Genomic DNA, 18,749 nt, shown 5'->3' with positions numbered 1-18,749 from the left:
AAAGTCCCGCAGTAACAAGAATAGCGCCTAAACTGCCATTGGAAATCGAAAGATTGCGGCGTCAGTCAGCCGTCGACGTTAATCAAACGCCACTTCCAACACCATGCCACGCTTCGAAGCTGCAGTGCCTACGTTTCGTGTGACGGGAAAGATGCTTTTGCGAAGTGCCGCAATCGCCATGCTTCTGGGCCTTGCGGGATGTAGCAACGCCGTACTGCTTTCGCCCTCCGGGGACATGGCCGTGCGGCAGCGTGACCTGATCATCATCGCCACCTGCCTGATGCTGCTGATCATCGTGCCGGTGATATGCCTGACACTGCTGTTTGCGTGGCGCTATCGCGAAAGCGCCAAGGACGCGCCCTACAACCCCGAGTGGGACCATTCCACGGTGCTGGAACTGGCAATCTGGGCCGCGCCGCTGCTGATCATCATCGCGCTGGGCGCGGTGACCTGGGTCAGCACCCACCAGCTTGACCCCTACCGCCCCCTGACCCGCATCGACGAACACCGCCCGGTACCGGCCGAAGTGAAACCGCTGACCGTGGAAGTGGTGGCGATGGACTGGAAGTGGCTGTTCCTGTATCCCGAACAAGGCATTGCCACGGTCAACGAACTGGCAGCGCCGGTTGACCGGCCTATCGCATTCCGGATCACCGCCACGTCGGTCATGAACACGTTCTTCGTGCCATCGCTGGCCGGCATGGTCTACGCGATGCCGGGCATGCAGACCCAGCTGCACGCGGTGATCAACAAGCCCGGCGTCTACGAGGGCATGTCGGCCAACTACAGCGGCGCGGGCTTCTCGCACATGCGCTTCAAGTTCCACGGCATGTCGAACGAGGACTTCGACCGCTGGGTGCAGCAGGCGAAATCCTCGGGCACGCCGCTGTCAAAAGACACGTACCTGAAGCTGGCAAAGCCCAGCGAGAGCGACCCGGTGCAGCGCTATGCCAGCGTCGAGCCCAACCTCTACAAGCTGATCCTGAACCGCTGCGTGGAGGGCGGGACATGCATGGCGGACACCATGGCACAGAACCAGAATCGCAACCGTGCCAGGTTCGACCCGTCCGCGGAAATCTGCACCGCGAGCAACACACCGGACGTGGCGCCGGTGTTCGCGCCGGATGCCGCGATCAATGACGCCAGGCAGGTGTTGCGCTGACGCGCAACACGGGTCCACCCCCTTCACGAATCCGATTTCGCCAATCATCATTGGCCAGCATTGGTCAATACAGGCCCAGGTGACAACATGCCCGAGCGCTCAGAACTCGCCAACATGATCTTTGGCCGGCTGTCGTGGGAGTCCATCCCACTGCACGAGCCCATCCTTATCGGCACCTTCGCCGTCGTCATCCTGGGCGGCATCGCCCTGGTGGCATTGCTGACCTACTTCCGCGTATGGGGCTACCTGTGGCACGAGTGGTTCACCAGCATCGACCACAAGAAGATCGGCATCATGTATATCGTGCTGGGCATCGTGATGCTGCTGCGCGGCTTTGCCGACGCGGTGATGATGCGGTTGCAGCAGGCCGTCGCGTTCGGCGACAACCTCGGCTACCTGCCCCCGCACCACTATGACCAGATCTTCACGGCGCACGGCGTGATCATGATCTTCTTCGTCGCCATGCCGCTGGTCACGGGGCTGATGAACTTCGTGGTGCCGCTGCAGATCGGCGCACGCGACGTGGCCTTTCCGTTCCTGAACAACTTCAGCTTCTGGATGACCACCGGCGGCGCCATCCTGGTGATGATGTCGCTGTTCGTGGGCGAATTCGCACGCACGGGCTGGCTCGCCTATCCGCCACTGTCGGGCATCCTGCACAGTCCGGACGTGGGCGTCGACTACTACATATGGGCGTTGCAGGTGGCCGGGGTCGGGACATTGTTATCAGGGATCAACCTGCTCGTCACCATCGTCAAGATGCGCGCGCCAGGCATGACGCTGATGCGCATGCCGATCTTCACCTGGACGTCGCTCTGCACCAACGTGCTGATCATCGCCGCATTCCCGGTGCTGACCGCTGCCCTGGCCCTGCTGTCGATGGATCGCTACGTCGGCACCAACTTCTTCACGGCGGACCAGGGCGGCAGCGCCATGCTCTACGTGAACCTGATCTGGATCTGGGGCCACCCCGAGGTCTACATCCTGGTGCTGCCGGTGTTCGGCATCTATTCCGAAGTCACCGCCACCTTCTGCCGCAAGCGCCTGTTCGGCTACGCGTCGATGGTGTACGCCACCGTGGTGATCACCGTGCTGTCGTACCTGGTGTGGCTGCACCACTTCTTCACCATGGGCTCCGGCGCCAGCGTGAACTCGTTCTTCGGGATCACCACGATGATCATCTCGATACCCACCGGGGCGAAGATCTTCAACTGGCTGTTCACGATGTACCACGGCAAGATCAAGTTCGAGGCCCCCATGCTGTGGACGGTGGGATTCATGGTGACGTTCGTGATCGGCGGCATGACGGGCGTGCTGCTGGCAGTGCCGCCGGCCGACTTCGTGCTGCACAACAGCCTGTTCCTGATCGCCCACTTCCACAACGTGATCATCGGCGGGGTGCTGTTCGGGCTGATGGCCGGCATCTACTACTGGTTCCCGAAGGCGTTCGGCTACCGGCTGGTGGCGTCGTGGGGCAAGGCTTCGTTCTGGTTCTGGCTCACCGGCTTCTACTTCGCGTTCATGCCACTGTACTGGCTGGGCCTGCTGGGCGTGACCCGGCGGGTGAACCATTTCGACGATCCGTCGCTGCAGATCTGGTTCCTGATCGCCGCATTCGGCGCGTTCCTGATCGCGTGCGGCATTGCCTGCTTCATCATCCAGCTCGTGGTCAGCTTCATGCGCCGCGAGGAACTGCGCGACACCACCGGCGACCCCTGGGACGGCCGCACGCTGGAGTGGTCCACATCGTCGCCGCCGCCGCAGTACAACTTCGCGTTCACCCCGGTGGTGCATGACACCGACGCCTGGTGGCAGATGAAGCAGTACGGCTACAAGCGGCCGATGGAGGGCTTCATCCCGATCCACATGCCAAAGAACACGGCGGCGGGCATCGTGCTGGCGGGCCTGTGCACGCTGATGGGCTTCGCGCTGATCTGGCACATCTGGTGGCTCGCGGCGGCATCGTTCGCGGCCACGATCATCGCGGCAATCATCCATACCTTCAACTACAAGCGCGACTACTACATCCCGACCGACGAAGTGGTCCGGACCGAAGCGGCACGCACCCAACTGATGACAGGCCATGGCTGATACGACCATTTCCCTCCAAGCGCACAGCACCGCGGCCGCCGACGACATACCGCCGGGCGGCTACCAGTTCTACCTGACCGAGGAACACCACCCGCAGAACGGCACGCTGCTCGGGTTCTGGCTCTACCTGATGAGCGACTGCCTGATCTTCGCCTGCCTGTTCGCCGCCTATGGCGTACTGGGCCGCGAATACGCGGGCGGGCCTACCGGCGCCGAACTGTTCGAGTTGCCGCTGGTGGCGCTGAACACGTCCTTCCTGCTGCTGTCGTCGATCACGTATGGCTTTGCCATGCTGCAGATGCAGCAGAACCGGGTGGCCGGCACGCAGATCTGGCTTGCCATCACGGGCGTGTTCGGCGCGGCGTTCCTGTTCGTGGAACTGTACGAGTTCGCGCACCTGATCCACGAGGGGGCGGGTCCCACGCGCAGCGCGTTCCTGACGTCGTTCTTCTCGCTGGTCGGTACGCACGGGCTGCACGTGACGTTCGGCATGGTCTGGCTGATCGTGCTGATGCTGCAGGTGGGCCGCCACGGTCTGGTTACCGCCAACAAGCGCCGGCTGATGTGCCTGTCGATGTTCTGGCACTTTCTGGACGTCGTCTGGATCGGCGTCTTTACCTTTGTCTACCTGATGGGAACGCTGCCATGAGCGCGCAAGACCATGCGATGAACGGCCATGGCCACGATCACGAACATGGCCACCACGAAGAAGAAATCGGACCCCACGCCACGCTGGGCGGCTACCTGACGGGCTTCGTGCTATCGGTATTCCTGACGGCGGTGCCGTTCTGGCTGGTGATGGGCAAGGTGTTCGACAAGTCGTCGACCACGGCCGTCGTGATCCTGCTGATCGGCGCGGTGCAGATCGTCGTCCACATGATCTACTTCCTGCACATGAACGCGAAGTCGGAGGGCGGCTGGAACATGCTGTCGCTGATGTTCACGCTGACACTGGTGGTGATCACGCTGTCAGGGTCGCTGTGGGTCATGTTCCATCTGAACAGCAACATGATGCCGCAGATGGAACACGCCCGCGAGGCCGCGCAGTCGGGCGGCACGATCGTGCCGCCCAGAACGAAGTAACGGGCCGGAGCCAGGACTGGAGCAGGGGCCGCAAGGCCCCGGAATCAGGCGGCCAGGCGGAAGGTCGCCACGGCCTCCTTGAGCCGCTGGGCCTGCTCTTCGAGCGAGCCCGCGGCTGCCGCGGCCTGTTCCACCAGCGCAGCGTTCTGCTGCGTCACGGTGTCCATCTGCGTGACAGCCTGGTTCACCTGCTCGATGCCCGAACTCTGCTCGGCCGATGCCGCGCTGATCTCACCCATGATGTCGGTCACGCGCTTCACGGCGCTGACGATCTCTTCCATGGTCTGGCCGGCCTGGGCCACCAGTTCCGAACCACGCTCGACGCGATCCGCCGAATCCCCGATCAGCGACTTGATTTCCTTGGCGGCCGTGGCGCTGCGCTGCGCCAGGCTGCGCACCTCGCCGGCCACCACGGCAAAGCCACGGCCTTGCTCGCCGGCACGGGCGGCTTCCACCGCCGCGTTCAGCGCCAGGATGTTGGTCTGGAACGCGATGCCTTCGATCACCGAGATGATGTCCACGACCTTGCGCGACGACGAATTGATTTCGTCCATCGTATGCACGACCTGGCCCACCACATCGCCGCCCTGCGTGGCTACCTCGGACGCATTCACGGCCAGCGCGCTGGCCTGCTTGGCGCTGTCGGCGTTCTGGCGCACGATGCTGGTCAGCTCTTCCATGCTCGACGCCGTTTCCTGCAGCGACGACGCCTGTTCCTCGGTACGCTGCGACAGGTCGGTGTTGCCGGCGGCAATCTGGCTGGTGCCCGTGGCGATGGCCTCGGTGCCGTTGCGCACTTCCTTGACGATGCCAAGGATGTTGTCGTTCATCTCGCGCAGCGCTTCCAGCAGCTGACCGGTCTCGTCGGTGCTGTCCACCTCGATGCGGCTGGTCAGGTCGCCCGACGCCACGGTGCGGGCAAAGCCCACGGCGCGATGCAGCGGACGCGTAATGCCAATCGTCAGCCACCAGGCAAAGGCCACGCCGATTGCCAGTGCGATCACGCCCAGCGTGATCAGGCCGTTGCGGGCGCTGTCATAGATATTGTTGATCTGCACCGCCGTGGCATCGATCGACGCACGCTGGATATCGAGCAGCTTCTGGATCTCGGCCAGGTAAGCGTCGCCAGCCGGCACGAATTCGGTCTCCAGCACCTTGTTCGCGTCGTCGGTCAGGCCCTCGGCCTTGAGCTTGGTGATCTTGTCGCGCGAATCGTTGTACGGGTTGCGCACCACCTGGATCTTCTTGAACGCGGCCTTTTCTTCGTCCGTGGACAGGCGCGGTTCGATCTTGTCGCGCAGTTCGGCAATCGCCTTGACCGAATAGGCGGTCTCGGCCGCAAAGAATGCGCCCAGCGACGGATCGCCGCTGCGTGCCACGGCCGTGGTACGGCGCACGCTCGCGTACATCAGTCGATACCAGTCGCTGACCAGGCGTTCCTTCGCCAACGGCTCCTGCATCATCGCGTGCGTGCGGCCCGCAACTTCCTGCAGACGCACCACGCCGAGCACGGTCATGAGCGTAGACAACACCAACACCACGCCAAAGCCGATGCCAAGGCGTACACCAATACCAAGATTTTTCATTGCTTCTACCTGATCCATTGGTTAGTGGCAGACCGAGTCGCGTGTTGCCCCCCGGCCGCTCCTCCTGCGTCAGCCGTACATCTACATGTACGCACGGACAGACATTGGGAGTCCTAACGGTCAGTCGTAGTAGAAACTTGAGTGAAAAATAAGGGAAAACGCGAATTGCGGGCGCAGATTCGTGTTGAAAGCCAACTGTAATGTTGGCGTCTATTTGTGGTGCGCGGGCGCCGAGGTCGGGCTGAACCAGTAGGGCAGCAGCGACAACGCCACCACGGCCACGGCCGAGAAGAAAATGGCCGAGTAGGTATTGGCGACGGGCCAGTCGCGCAGATGGCCCACGTTGGCAATCAGCCCAAAGCCCCACGACGTCAAGGCAGAGCCCAGGAACACAAAGGTATTGAGCAGCCCGAGCCCGCGCCCGCGCTTGGCGGGCGGAATCAGTGAGCGGCCCTGCGCCATCACCAGCGGATGAAGCATGCCGATGGTCGACAGCAGCGCCATCAGGCCAACGCCAGGCACCACTCCGGTATCGGGCCAGATCGTCAGCACGATGCCGCCCACCATCGACAGGCAGGCCCAGCCGCCGATGGTGTGCTTGAGCGTGCTACGCCGCACCAGCACCGGCAGCAGGAACGCGGTGGCAAAGCCCGCCAGGCTCAGCAGCGTCAGCGCCACGCCGCGCGTGCCGGCCTGCAGGCCGAACACATCGGCCAGGTACGGCCCGCTCCAGGCATTGCGGAAACCCGTGCCGGCCGCCATGGCGACACACAGCGGAATCAGTGTCCAGAGCGGCCACATGCCGAGCAGCCTGGCGCTTTCGGCCAGCATCGCGCCCATCGGCGCCTGGCGCGCCTGTGCATGACCGCTATCGCGCACGTGGCGCCATACGCCATAGCAGGCACCCACCATGCACAGCGCCGAAATGGCCAGCGCGGGGCGCCAGCCGAAATGCTGCGAAAACCAGCCAAGCGGGGCCGTGGCGCACAGCGCGCCGATCATGCCCATGGCGTTCGAGCGGCTGACCACGCGCATGTACTGCCGATCGGAAAGCTGTTCCGACGCATAGTGCAGCAGCCCCATGAACACGGGCGCGCAGGCCAGGCCGAGCCCGGCCTGCGCCAGCATGGCGAGCGTGCCGCTGGGCGCCAGCACGAAACCCACGGCGGATACCGCGCCCACGCCAAGCAGCCACGCGGTGGGACGCCCCACGCCATAGCGGTCGAAGGCAATGCCAACCGGAATCTGCGCCACCGCGAACGACAGGAAGAAGCACGACGACAATGCACCGAAGCCTGCCGGCGACAGCCCGAAATCGTGCTGCAGCTCGGGGGCGATCACCGCCAGGCAACTGCGATAGAACTGGCTCAGGATGAACGCGAACGTGAGCAACGCAATGCCGCGTGCGGCGGTGCTGTCGTCAATCTCGGAGGTAGTCTGGGGACGCCGGTCTGCTGCCGGTTCTGTTGCCGGGGTATTCATTGATACGCGTCGTGGATGTGGCTCGGGGCCTGTGTTTCGCGATCATTCTACGCGGCCAGGCACGCCGCACCTGCCCGTCGGCGCGGAAAACGCATAAAAGCGGTCGATCACCGCGCAGCGGCACGGAAGGTTCCGCCTGGTGAAATCTGCGAGGCTACTGCCCGGCTGGCAACGCGCGTCCCAGTTTGCAGCCCCGGTCGAGGAAATCGCTGGCGTGGCCGTTGCCGCCGTTGGCCTTGTCCGCCGGCGCGTCGATCACGACAAACCCGGCGGCACCGCCGGCCGGCTTTACGTAGGCGACGAACACGCCACGGTCGCCCATGTCCCCGCCCACGTCCTGCCGCACCAGCGCGAACGGATTGACGGACAGCGCGGGCTGCTCCGCAGGCACCAGCATCGCGCGCACCGGCTTGCCATCGAACTTCAGGTCACGCCATTGCGTGCCGATATCGCTGCTAGCCAGGAATTCGCGTGCGTGTGCGCTGATGCAATCGAGATGGATGTGGAGCTGGTCCTGGCTGCGCGAAGCCCGGGCGTTGATCGCCAGGCCCAGCAGCGTGTCGGGCAGCGGGCGGCCCACGGCCTTGCCGACGATCTCGCGCGCCTGCCATCCGAACGCCCAGGCATTGTGCTGGCCGTCACGCCAGACACGCGGGTCATCGACACCGGCCACGGCCTGGTCGGGAATGACCAGGTAGTGCGACGCGCCGATCATGTCCTTGTAGAGCACGAAGCCCTGCGCGCGATCGACGATCGCGCAGTCTGCATGCGTCGGCGTGGCCGGCACCAGACAGCGTTCCTGCACATTCTTCCAGAGCGAGTCGCGCGAAAAGCCACCGACGATGCGTTCGAGCAGGCCGGCGTCGGCACAGGCGGGCCCCGCCACAACCAGTGCCAGACCACACAACAGCCAATGCTTCATTACGGTGCGCCGACGCTGCGGTTCAGCGCGCGGTGCGACCGCCGTAGTATGTGCCGTTGCGGGGATTCGAAACCATGTAGTGATGATTGCGCGCCCAGCGTTGAGCGGCAAGAAAAGCATCGGGTTCACGCTGACTCCATGCACTGACCATCAGCGGCGAAGCATCTTCCTCGGTATTGAGGTAGACCGCCGCCCGATGCAGTGGGCCCTGGCTGTGGGATCCAGGAATCGTCGTGGTTCGAATCGTCACGCGCATCAGATCAAATCTTGAAGCCCAGATGCCACAGATTATGCATAACCCGGCATGACATGGGAATGACTGCGCATTGACCGGGGTGCGTATGTGGACAGTTCTTTTCCTATGCTGGTCAAACGGCCGCGCCAATCCGGGCTTTCCGGGCAGGTGCGGGTCTTCCCCAGCGTGGCGCGCACGCCACGGATTCGAATTTCAGGAGGCAAGACGATGACGCAATCGTCCACATTGACCCCGGCCAAGGCATTGGCTGAACGCAATCGCGCGCATTTTCCGAATGAAGACGCCGCGTACCGCAAGGCCCGCAATGCGCTGCTGGCCGAGGAAATCGAACTGCGCCGCCACATCGAGCGCGTGGCCGAGATGCGACGCCAACTGCCCCCGGGCGGCGAAGTGAAGCAAACCTATCACTTCACCGGCGAGAAGGGCCCGGTCACATTGGCCGACCTCTTCGGCGACAAGGACACGCTGGTGGTCTACAGCTATATGTTGGGCCCGCAGCGCGAGAAGCCCTGCCCGATGTGTACATCGCTGATGGGGTCGTGGGAAGGCAAGGTCCCCGACATCGAGCAGCGCGTGGCGCTGGCCATGGTGGCGCGCTCGCCCATCGACCGCCTCAAGGCCGCCAAGGCCGCGCGCGGCTGGACGCAGCTGAAGGTGTACGCCGATACCGATGGCACATTTACGCGCAACTATGTCAGCGCCGAAGACGCCGACATCCCCGGCTACACCGTCTTCACGAAACGTGACGGCAAGATCCGCCATTTCTACAGCGGCGAGATGAGTGGCGCCATGGCCGACCCCGGCCAGGACCCACGCGGCGCGCCCGACCCCGATCCGCTCTGGACGCTGCTGGACACCACGCCCGAAGGGCGCGGCGGAAACTGGTATCCGAAGCTTCAGTACGATTGAAACCGCCGCGTGGGTATCCCGGTTTTCTCCCTCGGCCCTCTCCCACTGGCGGAACAGGGGAGCCTCCTGGCGACATTGGCAAGCGCCATCAACGGCTACAATGCGCGGTTCATCGATGTCATGACCGCGCCATGCCAAACCCCAACCGGGCCTTCCTGCTCGGCCCGTTGCTCAAGGGTGTTTCCCGTTCGTTCTACCTGACGCTGCGCGTCCTGCCCGCGGGCATGCGCGACCCTGTCGGGCTGGCCTATCTGCTGGCGCGCGCCGCGGACACCATCGCCGATACATCGCTGATCCCGCCCGCGCAGCGTCTCGACCTGCTGCTGGCGCTGCGCCAGCGCATCAATGGCGATGACGATGGCGGCGCGCTCGCGCGCCGGCTGGCCGTCGAAGTGGCCGGGCAGCAGACGGTGTCCGACGAGAAGGTGCTGCTTGAATCGATCGCCCCCGCGCTGGACGTGCTGGCGCAACTTTCCCTATCCGACCGCATCGCCGTGCAGGGTATCGTCACCACGCTGACAGAAGGCATGGAGTTCGACCTGCAGACCTTCCCCGACGAACGCTCGGGCCAGGTTGCCGCCCTGCCCGGGCTGGCCGACCTGGACCGCTATACCTACCTGGTGGCGGGCTGCGTCGGCGAGTTCTGGACCACGATGACCGACGCGCATCTGCCCGGCACGCTCAAGGACCCGCTCGACGCGATGCTGCGTCGCGGGGTGCGATTCGGCAAGGCGCTGCAGATGGTGAACGTGCTGCGCGACGTCGGCAAGGACCTGCGCATCGGCCGCTGCTACCTGCCCGCCGAAGTGCTCGACCGCCATGGCCTGACCGTGCCGATGCTGCTCGATCCGACGAATTCGCGGCGTGCCCGGCCCATGCTGCATGAACTGGTGCGCCTCGCGCTCGACCACTTTCGCGAGGCCATGGCCTATACGTTCGCACTGCCGCGCACGGCCATCCGGCTGCGGCTGGCGTGCCTGTGGCCGATCCTGATCGGCCTGGAGACACTGGCACTGCTGGTGGAAAACGATGCGTGGCTCGATCCCGACCGTGTGAGCAAGGTCAATCGCAACAGTGTGTATCGCGTGCTGTGGCGCAGCACGGCGCTGGTCATGTCTGACACCGCGCTGCGCAACTGGATGAACGGCCTCGTCGCCCGCATCGACAAAAGCTTGCGCTGAAGCCGCCTGCTCCGGCATTTCCCGCCTTTTCCCGGCCCCTGTTTTCTCTTATGATGCCGCCCACCATGCCGGCCCGTGGAGAGGAGACTGCTGGCCGGCGAACTCCGCCCGGGGCCTCACAAGGGCCCGGACGCATGTCTTATATGTCCAATCAATCGAATACAAAAGAAGGCGCACACGCGCCCGGGCTGCGCCGCACCCTGCGCGCACGCCATCTCACCATGATCGCCATTGGCGGATCGATCGGTACCGGCCTGTTCGTGGCGTCAGGCGCCACCATCGCGCAGGCCGGTCCCGGCGGGGCCCTGGCGGCCTACATCCTGATCGGTGCGATGGTCTACTTCCTGATGACCAGCCTGGGCGAGCTGGCCGCCTACATGCCGGTATCGGGCTCGTTCGCCACCTACGGCGCGAAGTACGTGGACGAAGGCTTCGGCTTCGCGCTGGGCTGGAACTACTGGTACAACTGGGCCGTGACCATCGCCGTAGAGCTGGCAGCCGCGCAGCTCGTCATGCAGTACTGGTTCCCCGATACGCCGGGCGTGCTGTGGAGCGCGTTGTTCCTGGGGCTGATGTTCGCACTCAACGCGATCTCGGTGCGTGGCTTCGGCGAGGCCGAGTACTGGTGCGCGCTGATCAAGGTAGTCACCGTGATCGCGTTTATCGTGATCGGCACGCTGATGATCTTCGGCGTCATGCGCGGCGATTTCGAGCATGTGAACGGCCTGGCCAATCTGACCACCGGCGATGCCCCGTTCGTGGGCGGACTCCCGGCACTGATCGGCGTGGCGATGATTGCCGGGTTCTCGTTCCAGGGTACCGAGCTGATCGGCGTGGCGGCAGGTGAATCGGCCGATCCCGCCAGGAATATCCCGCGCGCCGTGCGCCAGGTGTTCTGGCGCATCCTGCTGTTCTACGTGCTGGCGATCTTCATCATCGGCGTGCTGATTCCGTACACCGACCCAAGCCTGCTCAAGACCGATGTGGAAACCGTGGGCGTCAGCCCGTTCACCCTGGTATTCCGCCATGCCGGGCTGGCGTTCGCCGCCGGCGTGATGAACGCGGTGATCCTGACCGCCGTGCTGTCGGCCGGCAATTCGGGCATGTATGCGTCCACGCGCATGCTCTACAACCTTGCCACCGAAGGCCGCGCACCGCGCGTGTTCGCGCAGCTGACGCGCAATGGCGTGCCGCTGATGGCACTGCTGGCCACCACGGCAGTCGGGGCGCTGTGCTTCCTGACATCGATGTTCGAGAGCAAGTCGGTGTACCTGTGGCTGCTGAACCTGTCGGGCATGACCGGCTTCATCGCCTGGCTGGGCATCGCGGTCAGCCACTACCGATTCCGCAAGGGTTTCGTCGCGCAGGGGCTGGACCTGAACCGGCTGCCCTATCGCTCGCCGTTCTTCCCGTACGGCCCGATCTTCGCGTTCGCGCTGTGCATGATCGTGACGCTGGGCCAGAACTACCAGGCGTTCACCGAAGGCAAGATCGACTGGGTGGCCGTGACCGCCACCTACGTCGGCATTCCGATCTTCCTGCTGATCTGGATCGGCTATCGCATCGCGCGCAAGTCGCATTTCGTGCGCTATGCGGACATGCAATTCCCCGAGCTGCCAGCGGCCGAAGCCGACGCCCCTGCGCGTGGCATGGCCCAGGCATCCGGCGAATAAGGGCGCCATTCCCGGGCGTCTTCTACAACACTAAAAACAGGCACAACGACCAAGGAGTCATCTTGAAGAAGTCCATTCGCACGAGCCTGCTGGCACTGGCCGCCATGGCGGCGCTGCACGCACATGCCGCACCCACGCTGGTGGAATCCGTCCAGGGCTACACGCTGCAGAACGACAAGGTCACGCAGTTCAGCGGCCTCGTGTTCGATCAGGGCAAGGTGCTGGCCACCGGCGACGCCGCCGCGCTGCGCGCCAAGTATCCCGATGCAAAGCGCATCGACGGCCAGGGCAAGACGCTGCTGCCGGGCCTGATCGACGCCCACGGCCACGTGTTCCGCCTGGGCTTCAAGACCACCGAGATCTCGCTGTCGGGCACGAAGGACCTGCAGGAGGCTCAGGGCATCATCCGCGCCTACGGCCAGAAGAACCCGCAGCGCAAGTGGCTGCTCGGCTATGGCTGGAACCAGGTGAACTGGAAGCTGGGCCGATTCCCGACCGCCGCCGAACTCGACGCCGCCGTTTCGGATCGCCCGGCCCGCCTGGTGCGCGTGGATGGTCACGCCGCGTGGCTGAACACCAAGGCGCTGCAGGCGGCCGGCATCACGCGCGACACCAAGGACCCTGCCGGCGGCCGTATCGAGCGCGACGCCAACGGCAACCCGACCGGCGTGCTGGTCGACAAGGCCATGGCGCTGGTCAACGACATCATCCCGCCGTACACCGACGACGACCGCCGTGCCGCGCTGGCCGCCGCCATCGCCCATATGAACGCGCTGGGCCTGACCGCCGTCGGCGATGCCGGCGTCACGGTGACCGACGACCGCATCTATCGCGAATTCGCCGACCAGGGCAAGCTGACCACGCGCATCTACGCAATGATTCGCGACACCGGCGACGACTTCAAGGCGCTGTCCGCCAAGGGCCCCGTGATCGGCTACGGCAACGACCGCTACTACCTGCGCGCCGTCAAGCTGTACGGTGACGGCGCCCTGGGCAGCCGCGGCGCCGCGCTGATGGAGCCGTACACCGACGACCACGCGCACAGCGGCCTGCTGTTCATGAGCGACGCCGCGATGCAGGCCGCCGTGAAGACCGCCATCAAGGCCGGCTACCAGGTCAACGTGCACGCCATCGGCGACAAGACCAACCGCCAGGTGCTGGACGCCATGGAAGTGGCCTACAAGGAAGTGGGCGGCCGTGAACTGCGCAACCGCATCGAGCACGCACAGGTGGTGTCGATGCCGGACATCCCGCGCTTCAAGAAGCTGGACCTGATCGCGTCGATGCAGCCCACGCACGCCACCAGCGACATGAACATGGCCGAAGACCGTATCGGCCATGACCGTATCAAGGGCGCCTATGCCTGGCAGACGTTCCTGAAGCAGGGCACGGTCATCGCCGGTGGCTCGGACTTCCCGGTGGAATCGGCCAACCCGTTCTACGGCCTGCACGCCGCCGTGACGCGTACCGACCACGAAGGCCGCCCGATCAAGGGCTGGCATCCGGAGGAAGCCATGACGCTGCCGCAGGCATTCCGCGCCTTCACGCTGGACGCCGCCTACGCCGAGCACCAGGAAAAGACGCTCGGCTCGCTCGAAGCCGGCAAGTGGGCCGACTTCATCGTGGTGGACCGCGACCTGTTCAAGGTGCCCGCCGCCGACATCTGGAAGATCCAGGTGCTGGAGACCTGGGTAGCCGGCGAGCGCGTGTATGCGAAGGGAGATCAGTCGGCGCAGCGCTGAGTTCCACGAAAGCCGATAGCGCGTTATCGCGCTAGCCCTACCAGGCGAAAGCCCCACTGAACGCAAGTTCAGCGGGGCTTTTTCTTTTCGCAAAGCGCGGAATCGAAGCGCTGCAGATTCAAGAGTTCTGTGATTTCACAAATTGACAGAACTGAATAGTGTCGCGTGTTGGGACCTGAGGGCCGGATGGAGCCGATTACTGCTGTGCCGTCGGCGCCTTCTTGTGAGACGTCGACTTGCCCGACGACTTCTTGGTGGTCTTGCTGTCGGTCAGGGCCGAAGCCGTGTTCTGGTTCGCACCCTGGGTATACGGATCGAACTTGTCGCCCGAGCGGGCCGTGTCCGGTACGTAGCCGTCCTTGTTGGTGGCGCGAGCCGGATCGGGCACGTAGCCGTCCTTGTTCGTGGTACGCATGTTGTAGTCGTAGCGATCGGCAGGATTGGCCGGGCCAGCCGCCATTGCCAGACCGGGAACGCTAACCGCCGCCGCCACCGCCACCGCCATCGTGAATGCTTTCATCGGAATTTCCCCTGCGCAGACTGTTGAATAGATCATCGTGCGGCAGATTCCGCACGGGCCACAGTCAAGGGTAGACGTCAGACATCGAAAGCGCCATCACGGGCAGCGTATGGCGTGCACGTCACCGTGCGAATCGGCAAAGCGCCGCCCTGGCACCAAATGCAGGCGGCCCGGGGAGGTCAGGGACGCAACAGGTCGAAGCCCGCCAGTGCCACCACACCACTCAGCACGTCGGTCGACATGGCGCCGTCACCGATGATCAGGATGGCGGCGGCAGCCCACGTGGTAGCGCAGAAAAGGTAGAAACGCTTGTTCATGATGCGGGGGAAAATGCTGGATGACCGGCAGCGGTCGGCAGGGATGGACGTCAGTATAAACCCTGATAACGACCAATGCCGGCTGCTTTGCAGCCGTCCCATACCAAGTCGGCAATGCAGCACTTCAGACCCGGGGCGATCAGGCCAGTACCTTGGGTACCGACGCCGCCAGCATCGCCAGACCCGAGCAGGTCAGCAGTGTCAGCACGATTCGCCGGAATGCCAGGTCGCTGATGCCGATATAGACGCGCGTGCCGATCAGCGTCGGAATCAGCATGGCCGGCGCCACGATGGCGAACATCGGCAGCATGTCGCGCGTGATGATGCCGGTGCCCACATAGACGCCCATCGTCACGATCAGCGCGCCCAGGTTGAAGTTCTGGATCACCACGCGCTGCTTGTCCTTGTCGAAGGCGCGCAGCGTGCACCAGAGCGTGGGCGCGATACCCGTGAACCCGCCTATGCCGCCCATGATGCCACCGACAACGCCGACGATGCCATCGGCCACGCGGCCGCCATGGCGGATCGGCGGAATGCGGGCCGAGAACAGCATGATCGGGCACCAGATCACCAGGATCATGCCCAGGCACAGCTTGAACAGGTTGACGTCGAGCCGTGGCAACAGGCTCACGCCGATGGGAATGCCGACGATGCCGCCCAGCAGGAACGGCAGCACCGTGGAAAGGTGAAACTTGCGCCGCACCGTGAAAGCCGCCAGCAGCTGGCCGGTCAGTGCGCCGAATACGGACATCGCCGCGGCCATGCGCGGCTCCACGCCCCAGGCCCAGAACGACATGGCGACCATGCCGAAGGCAAATCCGGAGAGCCCCTGGACAAACCCGGCGACGATGGCGCCGAGCGCAACGACGATAAACACGGAATCCACGCGGATCCTCTTCTCGTTATGGAGGGTGCCCCGTCCTTATGAAGGGACGGATGGGGAGGACGAGATGCATCAGCCGCCGTTTAACGCGCTGGATGCTTTCGCCCGTTTCCCCGGCCCCTCTCCCGGCAGGCGGGAGAGGGGAGAAATCCATCAGCCACCGATGCCCAGCAGTTCCACTTCAAAGTTCAGCGTCGCGTTCGGCGGGATCGTGCCCGGTACGCCGCGCGCGCCGTAGGCCGTCGATGCCGGGCAGGTCAGCTTGACCTTGCCGCCCACCTGCATCTTCTGCACGCCTTCGGTCCAGCACGGGATCACGCGGTTCAGCGGGAACGAGATCGGCTGGCCGCGCTTGTACGAGCTGTCGAATTCCGTGCCATCGGTCAGCGTGCCGCGATAGTGGACCTTGACCGTGTCCGACGCCTTGGGCGACGGACCCGTGCCCTTGGTCACGGTATCGACGACCACGCCCGAAGGCAGCGTTTCGGCAGCGGCGGCCAGGCCCGAAGCGGTCAGCGCAACGGCTGCGAGGAGCAGGGAGATTTTCTTCATGAGATTCTGTGTCGTATGACGTGTGTCGTGGGTCCGGTTTTTCAGGAGCGACACCGGTCCCGGCAAATCGGGCCAGGTGCCAGCCGGCAAGTGTACACGCCATGCCGGCCAGCCCCTGTGTCATGCCCGATGCACGGGGACGCCCGCGATTACGACGCCTGACCCATCGCCGGATCGCTGACCGAATCCTTGCCGGTCTCGATACGGCCCGCGATACGGCGACGCAGCGACGGCGCCAGGTCGCAGCCGATCTCGAAGTCGTACCAGTTGCCGCTGTCGCCCAGCGTCCAGCTCAGTTCGCCCACCTGGCCCGGCGCCACGGTCTGCGTCCAGGGCCCGTCGGTGCGGTATGCCCTGGCCGATGCCGTGAACGTGCACGCCTTGTCGCCGCGGTTGTGCAGCTTGACCTGCAGCTTTGCCGGATCGCACAGCTCGTAGCAGACCTGGATTTCTGCCGACGGCTCGGACACATCGCCAACGAACGCGCGGTGATAGCCGTTCGGGCCCAGCACCCACAGGTTGTACTTGCCGTTGTCGGCCGCCACGCTCCACACGCCATCCAGATGCTTGCCGGCTTCCACCACGTAGCGGCGCGGAATGGCATCGAGGTGCAGCTTGTCGTAGACGTGGAAGACCGCCCCGGCCGATCCGCCACTGACAAAGCTCAGCTTCACGGTCTTCGCGCCCGCGTCGATGTGCGATGTGGTGTGCAATTCGTAGGGCAGCGCACGCGACGGCCGCGTGCCGGTTGCCTGCGGCGGCAGCACGGCGGTGGTCGGCACCGGAATGGCGGCCGATGCCTTCTGCGTCAGAGCCAGGTTGTCGACCGTCACCTTGGTGCTGCGGCCGGCCAGTGTCGGCAGCGCGTCAGTGTTCGGATTGACGAAGTTGAACGCCGACGTCAGGTCGCCACACACTGCACGGCGATAGGCGCCAACCTGCGGCTCCTTCACGCCGAAACGCTTTTCCAGGAAGAGCAGCGTCGACGTATGGTCGAACACCTGCGAGTTGACCCAGCCGCCACGGCTCCACGGCGACACGATCCACATCGGCACACGCGGGCCCGGGCCGTAGGGCTTGCCGTCGATGGCCGACTGGTTGGCCGTTGCCGGCGTGTAGTTGTGATACTCGAAGGCCATGTCGGCGTCGCTGAGCGTGCTGCCACCGGCCAGCGACGCATCGGCGTTGCGCGACGGGGCCGACGGCGGCGGCAGGTGGTCGAAGAAGCCATCGTTCTCGTCGTAGTTGATCAGCAGCACGGTCTTGCTGAAGACCTCGGGATTGGCCGTCAGCGCGTCCAGCACCTGCTGCACGTACCAGCCGCCCTGCGCCGGGCTCGACGGCCCGGGGTGTTCGCTGTAGAGCGACGGCGGGATGATCCACGAGATTTCCGGCAGCGTGCCGTTCTGCACGTCGTCGCGGAACGACTGCAGCAGGCCGTCGGGCATGGTGTTGGCAAAGCCCTTTGCCAGCGGGCTCAGCGCATCGTCGATCGACGGATCGTAGGCCGGCGAGACGGCCGGCAGCGCCACCGGACGGCGCGCCACGGGCATCGACTCCATCGCCACGCGCCAATGCTGGAAGCTCATCATCTCGTTGCAGCCGTAGTTGTCGGCCAGGCTCTGGTAGACCTTCCAGCTCACGCCGGCATCCACCAGGCGGTCGGCATAGGTCTTCCACGTCCAGCCCTGGGTTGACGGCCCCACGTCATTGCCACCGTTGAACTCGTTGACCATGGCCGCCACGTTGGCACCGCTCGGGCCATTCGTGCCGGTCCAGTAGAACAGGCGGTTCGGGATCGTGCCCGTGTGCATCGAGCAGTGATAGGCATCGCACAGCGTGAAGGCATCGGCCAGTGCGCGCTGGAACGGCACCTCTGGGGTGTCGTAGTACGACATCGACAGGCGGTTCTTGGCGACCGGCCAGCGGTTCATGCGGCCGTGGTCCCAGGCGTTCTGCGCGTCGGGCCAGGTATGCGGCGTGCTGCCGGCGCGTTGCGCGTTGCCCAGCGAGCCATCCAGCCGGTATGGCGTGATCGTGGCGTTGGTGGCGTCGGTCTGGAAAAACGCGTTCTGCCCGTTTGCCAGCGGAATCGCAAAGCGGTCGCCATAGCCACGCACGCCCTTGAAGGTGCCGAAGTAGCTGTCGAACGACCGGTTCTCCAGCATCAGCAGCACCACGTGCTTGACGTCCTGGATCGTGCCGGTGACGTTGTTGGCCTCGATGGCGAGCGCACGGCGGATGCTGGGCGGGAACGATGCGAGCGTGGCGGCAGCCGCAGCGGTGCCGAGCGTGTTGCGCAGGAACTTGCGCTTGGATGGATTGAATGTCATGCCGGGTCGGTGTCTGTTGTGTGAGGGCGCGCGGTTCTGCCCGGAGGCGGTTCGCGG

At 64.6% G+C, this 18,749-nt stretch carries 17 protein-coding genes; 8 read left to right on the top strand and 9 right to left on the bottom strand.

The genetic code is table 11. The annotated features are described in order from the left end of the window. Positions 1 to 103: 103 nt before the first annotated feature. The 4 genes from cyoA to cyoD all read left to right on the top strand — a co-directional run bounded on the left by cyoA (position 104) and on the right by cyoD (position 4,336). Complete coding sequence (gene cyoA, locus A9J21_RS26310; RefSeq protein WP_066740874.1) at positions 104 to 1,162, top strand: ubiquinol oxidase subunit II; 1,059 nt, start codon at positions 104 to 106, stop codon at positions 1,160 to 1,162. 87 nt (positions 1,163 to 1,249) lie between these two features. Further along, the gene (gene cyoB, locus A9J21_RS26305) at positions 1,250 to 3,253 is read left to right on the top strand and encodes a cytochrome o ubiquinol oxidase subunit I (RefSeq protein WP_066740872.1); all 2,004 of its coding nucleotides are present in this window, start codon (positions 1,250 to 1,252) and stop codon (positions 3,251 to 3,253) included. Next, a complete protein-coding gene (gene cyoC / locus A9J21_RS26300; RefSeq protein WP_066740870.1) occupies positions 3,246 to 3,902 on the top strand; it encodes a cytochrome o ubiquinol oxidase subunit III in 657 nt (218 codons plus the stop codon). Before cyoB ends, cyoC begins: the two co-directional genes overlap by 8 nt. Then, entirely contained in the window at positions 3,899 to 4,336 is a 438-nt protein-coding gene (cyoD, locus tag A9J21_RS26295; RefSeq protein WP_066740868.1) for a cytochrome o ubiquinol oxidase subunit IV, read from the top strand. The genes cyoC and cyoD overlap by 4 nt, the downstream gene beginning before the upstream one ends. A 44-nt stretch (positions 4,337 to 4,380) precedes the next feature. On the opposite strand, the gene A9J21_RS26290 is transcribed toward cyoD, so the two are convergent. The 4 genes from A9J21_RS26290 to A9J21_RS31180 form a co-directional block, all read right to left on the bottom strand. Next, complete coding sequence (locus A9J21_RS26290) at positions 4,381 to 5,922, bottom strand: methyl-accepting chemotaxis protein (RefSeq protein WP_066740866.1); 1,542 nt, start codon at positions 5,920 to 5,922, stop codon at positions 4,381 to 4,383. Positions 5,923 to 6,132: 210 nt separating this feature from the next. Continuing rightward, positions 6,133 to 7,404 (bottom strand): MFS transporter, encoded by a 1,272-nt coding sequence (locus A9J21_RS26285; RefSeq protein WP_066740864.1) that lies wholly within the window; start codon positions 7,402 to 7,404, stop codon positions 6,133 to 6,135. Positions 7,405 to 7,558: 154 nt separating this feature from the next. Beyond that, positions 7,559 to 8,326: a CDP-diacylglycerol diphosphatase gene (locus A9J21_RS26280; RefSeq protein WP_066740862.1), complete on the bottom strand. Its 768-nt coding sequence runs from the start codon at positions 8,324 to 8,326 to the stop codon at positions 7,559 to 7,561. Between the two features lie 22 nt (positions 8,327 to 8,348). Beyond that, positions 8,349 to 8,582, bottom strand: a complete 234-nt coding sequence (locus A9J21_RS31180; protein WP_082926616.1) for a CDP-diacylglycerol pyrophosphatase — start codon at positions 8,580 to 8,582, stop codon at positions 8,349 to 8,351. A 207-nt stretch (positions 8,583 to 8,789) separates the two neighbouring features. Between A9J21_RS31180 and A9J21_RS26275 the strand changes: the two genes are divergently transcribed. From A9J21_RS26275 to A9J21_RS26260, 4 genes are all read left to right on the top strand, one after another. Continuing rightward, positions 8,790 to 9,491, top strand: coding sequence for a DUF899 family protein (locus A9J21_RS26275; RefSeq protein ID WP_066740860.1), 702 nt, complete (start codon positions 8,790 to 8,792; stop codon positions 9,489 to 9,491). Between the two features lie 131 nt (positions 9,492 to 9,622). Then, positions 9,623 to 10,672: a phytoene/squalene synthase family protein gene (locus A9J21_RS26270; RefSeq protein ID WP_066740858.1), complete on the top strand. Its 1,050-nt coding sequence runs from the start codon at positions 9,623 to 9,625 to the stop codon at positions 10,670 to 10,672. Positions 10,673 to 10,815: 143 nt separating this feature from the next. Beyond that, the gene (locus A9J21_RS26265) at positions 10,816 to 12,345 is read left to right on the top strand and encodes an amino acid permease (RefSeq protein ID WP_066740856.1); all 1,530 of its coding nucleotides are present in this window, start codon (positions 10,816 to 10,818) and stop codon (positions 12,343 to 12,345) included. A gap of 62 nt (positions 12,346 to 12,407) precedes the next feature. Next, positions 12,408 to 14,087, top strand: coding sequence for an amidohydrolase (locus A9J21_RS26260; protein WP_066740854.1), 1,680 nt, complete (start codon positions 12,408 to 12,410; stop codon positions 14,085 to 14,087). Between the two features lie 196 nt (positions 14,088 to 14,283). Here the strand turns inward: A9J21_RS26260 and A9J21_RS26255 are convergent, their stop codons facing one another. From A9J21_RS26255 to A9J21_RS26240, 5 genes are all read right to left on the bottom strand, one after another. Beyond that, positions 14,284 to 14,607 (bottom strand): hypothetical protein, encoded by a 324-nt coding sequence (locus A9J21_RS26255; RefSeq protein WP_066740852.1) that lies wholly within the window; start codon positions 14,605 to 14,607, stop codon positions 14,284 to 14,286. 179 nt (positions 14,608 to 14,786) lie between these two features. Beyond that, positions 14,787 to 14,924, bottom strand: a complete 138-nt coding sequence (locus A9J21_RS32085) for a hypothetical protein (RefSeq protein WP_180863029.1) — start codon at positions 14,922 to 14,924, stop codon at positions 14,787 to 14,789. Between the two features lie 139 nt (positions 14,925 to 15,063). Next, positions 15,064 to 15,810, bottom strand: a complete 747-nt coding sequence (locus tag A9J21_RS26250) for a sulfite exporter TauE/SafE family protein (protein WP_066740850.1) — start codon at positions 15,808 to 15,810, stop codon at positions 15,064 to 15,066. 150 nt (positions 15,811 to 15,960) lie between these two features. After that, positions 15,961 to 16,359, bottom strand: a complete 399-nt coding sequence (locus A9J21_RS26245; protein ID WP_066740848.1) for an FKBP-type peptidyl-prolyl cis-trans isomerase — start codon at positions 16,357 to 16,359, stop codon at positions 15,961 to 15,963. A 149-nt stretch (positions 16,360 to 16,508) separates the two neighbouring features. Further along, positions 16,509 to 18,692: a phosphocholine-specific phospholipase C gene (locus A9J21_RS26240; RefSeq protein ID WP_066740847.1), complete on the bottom strand. Its 2,184-nt coding sequence runs from the start codon at positions 18,690 to 18,692 to the stop codon at positions 16,509 to 16,511. Positions 18,693 to 18,749 lie beyond the last annotated feature (57 nt).

The organism is Cupriavidus sp. D384, assembly GCF_001652915.1.
GTDB lineage: Bacteria > Pseudomonadota > Gammaproteobacteria > Burkholderiales > Burkholderiaceae > Cupriavidus.
This window is presented reverse-complemented; position numbering and strand designations above follow the sequence as displayed.

Bases quoted from the DNA above. Each gene is read 5' to 3' on its own strand.
- A9J21_RS26275 (WP_066740860.1), top strand. From the start codon at position 8,790: ATGACGCAATCGTCCACATTGACCCCGGCCAAGGCATTGGCTGAACGC.
- A9J21_RS26245 (WP_066740848.1), bottom strand. From the start codon at position 16,359: ATGAAGAAAATCTCCCTGCTCCTCGCAGCCGTTGCGCTGACCGCTTCG.
- cyoC (WP_066740870.1), top strand. From the start codon at position 3,246: ATGGCTGATACGACCATTTCCCTCCAAGCGCACAGCACCGCGGCCGCC.
- A9J21_RS26285 (WP_066740864.1), bottom strand. From the start codon at position 7,404: ATGAATACCCCGGCAACAGAACCGGCAGCAGACCGGCGTCCCCAGACT.
- cyoB (WP_066740872.1), top strand. From the start codon at position 1,250: ATGCCCGAGCGCTCAGAACTCGCCAACATGATCTTTGGCCGGCTGTCG.
- A9J21_RS26270 (WP_066740858.1), top strand. From the start codon at position 9,623: ATGCCAAACCCCAACCGGGCCTTCCTGCTCGGCCCGTTGCTCAAGGGT.
- A9J21_RS26290 (WP_066740866.1), bottom strand. From the start codon at position 5,922: ATGAAAAATCTTGGTATTGGTGTACGCCTTGGCATCGGCTTTGGCGTG.
- A9J21_RS26240 (WP_066740847.1), bottom strand. From the start codon at position 18,692: ATGACATTCAATCCATCCAAGCGCAAGTTCCTGCGCAACACGCTCGGC.
- cyoD (WP_066740868.1), top strand. From the start codon at position 3,899: ATGAGCGCGCAAGACCATGCGATGAACGGCCATGGCCACGATCACGAA.
- A9J21_RS26255 (WP_066740852.1), bottom strand. From the start codon at position 14,607: ATGAAAGCATTCACGATGGCGGTGGCGGTGGCGGCGGCGGTTAGCGTT.
- A9J21_RS32085 (WP_180863029.1), bottom strand. From the start codon at position 14,924: ATGAACAAGCGTTTCTACCTTTTCTGCGCTACCACGTGGGCTGCCGCC.
- A9J21_RS31180 (WP_082926616.1), bottom strand. From the start codon at position 8,582: ATGCGCGTGACGATTCGAACCACGACGATTCCTGGATCCCACAGCCAG.
- A9J21_RS26265 (WP_066740856.1), top strand. From the start codon at position 10,816: ATGTCCAATCAATCGAATACAAAAGAAGGCGCACACGCGCCCGGGCTG.
- cyoA (WP_066740874.1), top strand. From the start codon at position 104: ATGCCACGCTTCGAAGCTGCAGTGCCTACGTTTCGTGTGACGGGAAAG.
- A9J21_RS26280 (WP_066740862.1), bottom strand. From the start codon at position 8,326: ATGAAGCATTGGCTGTTGTGTGGTCTGGCACTGGTTGTGGCGGGGCCC.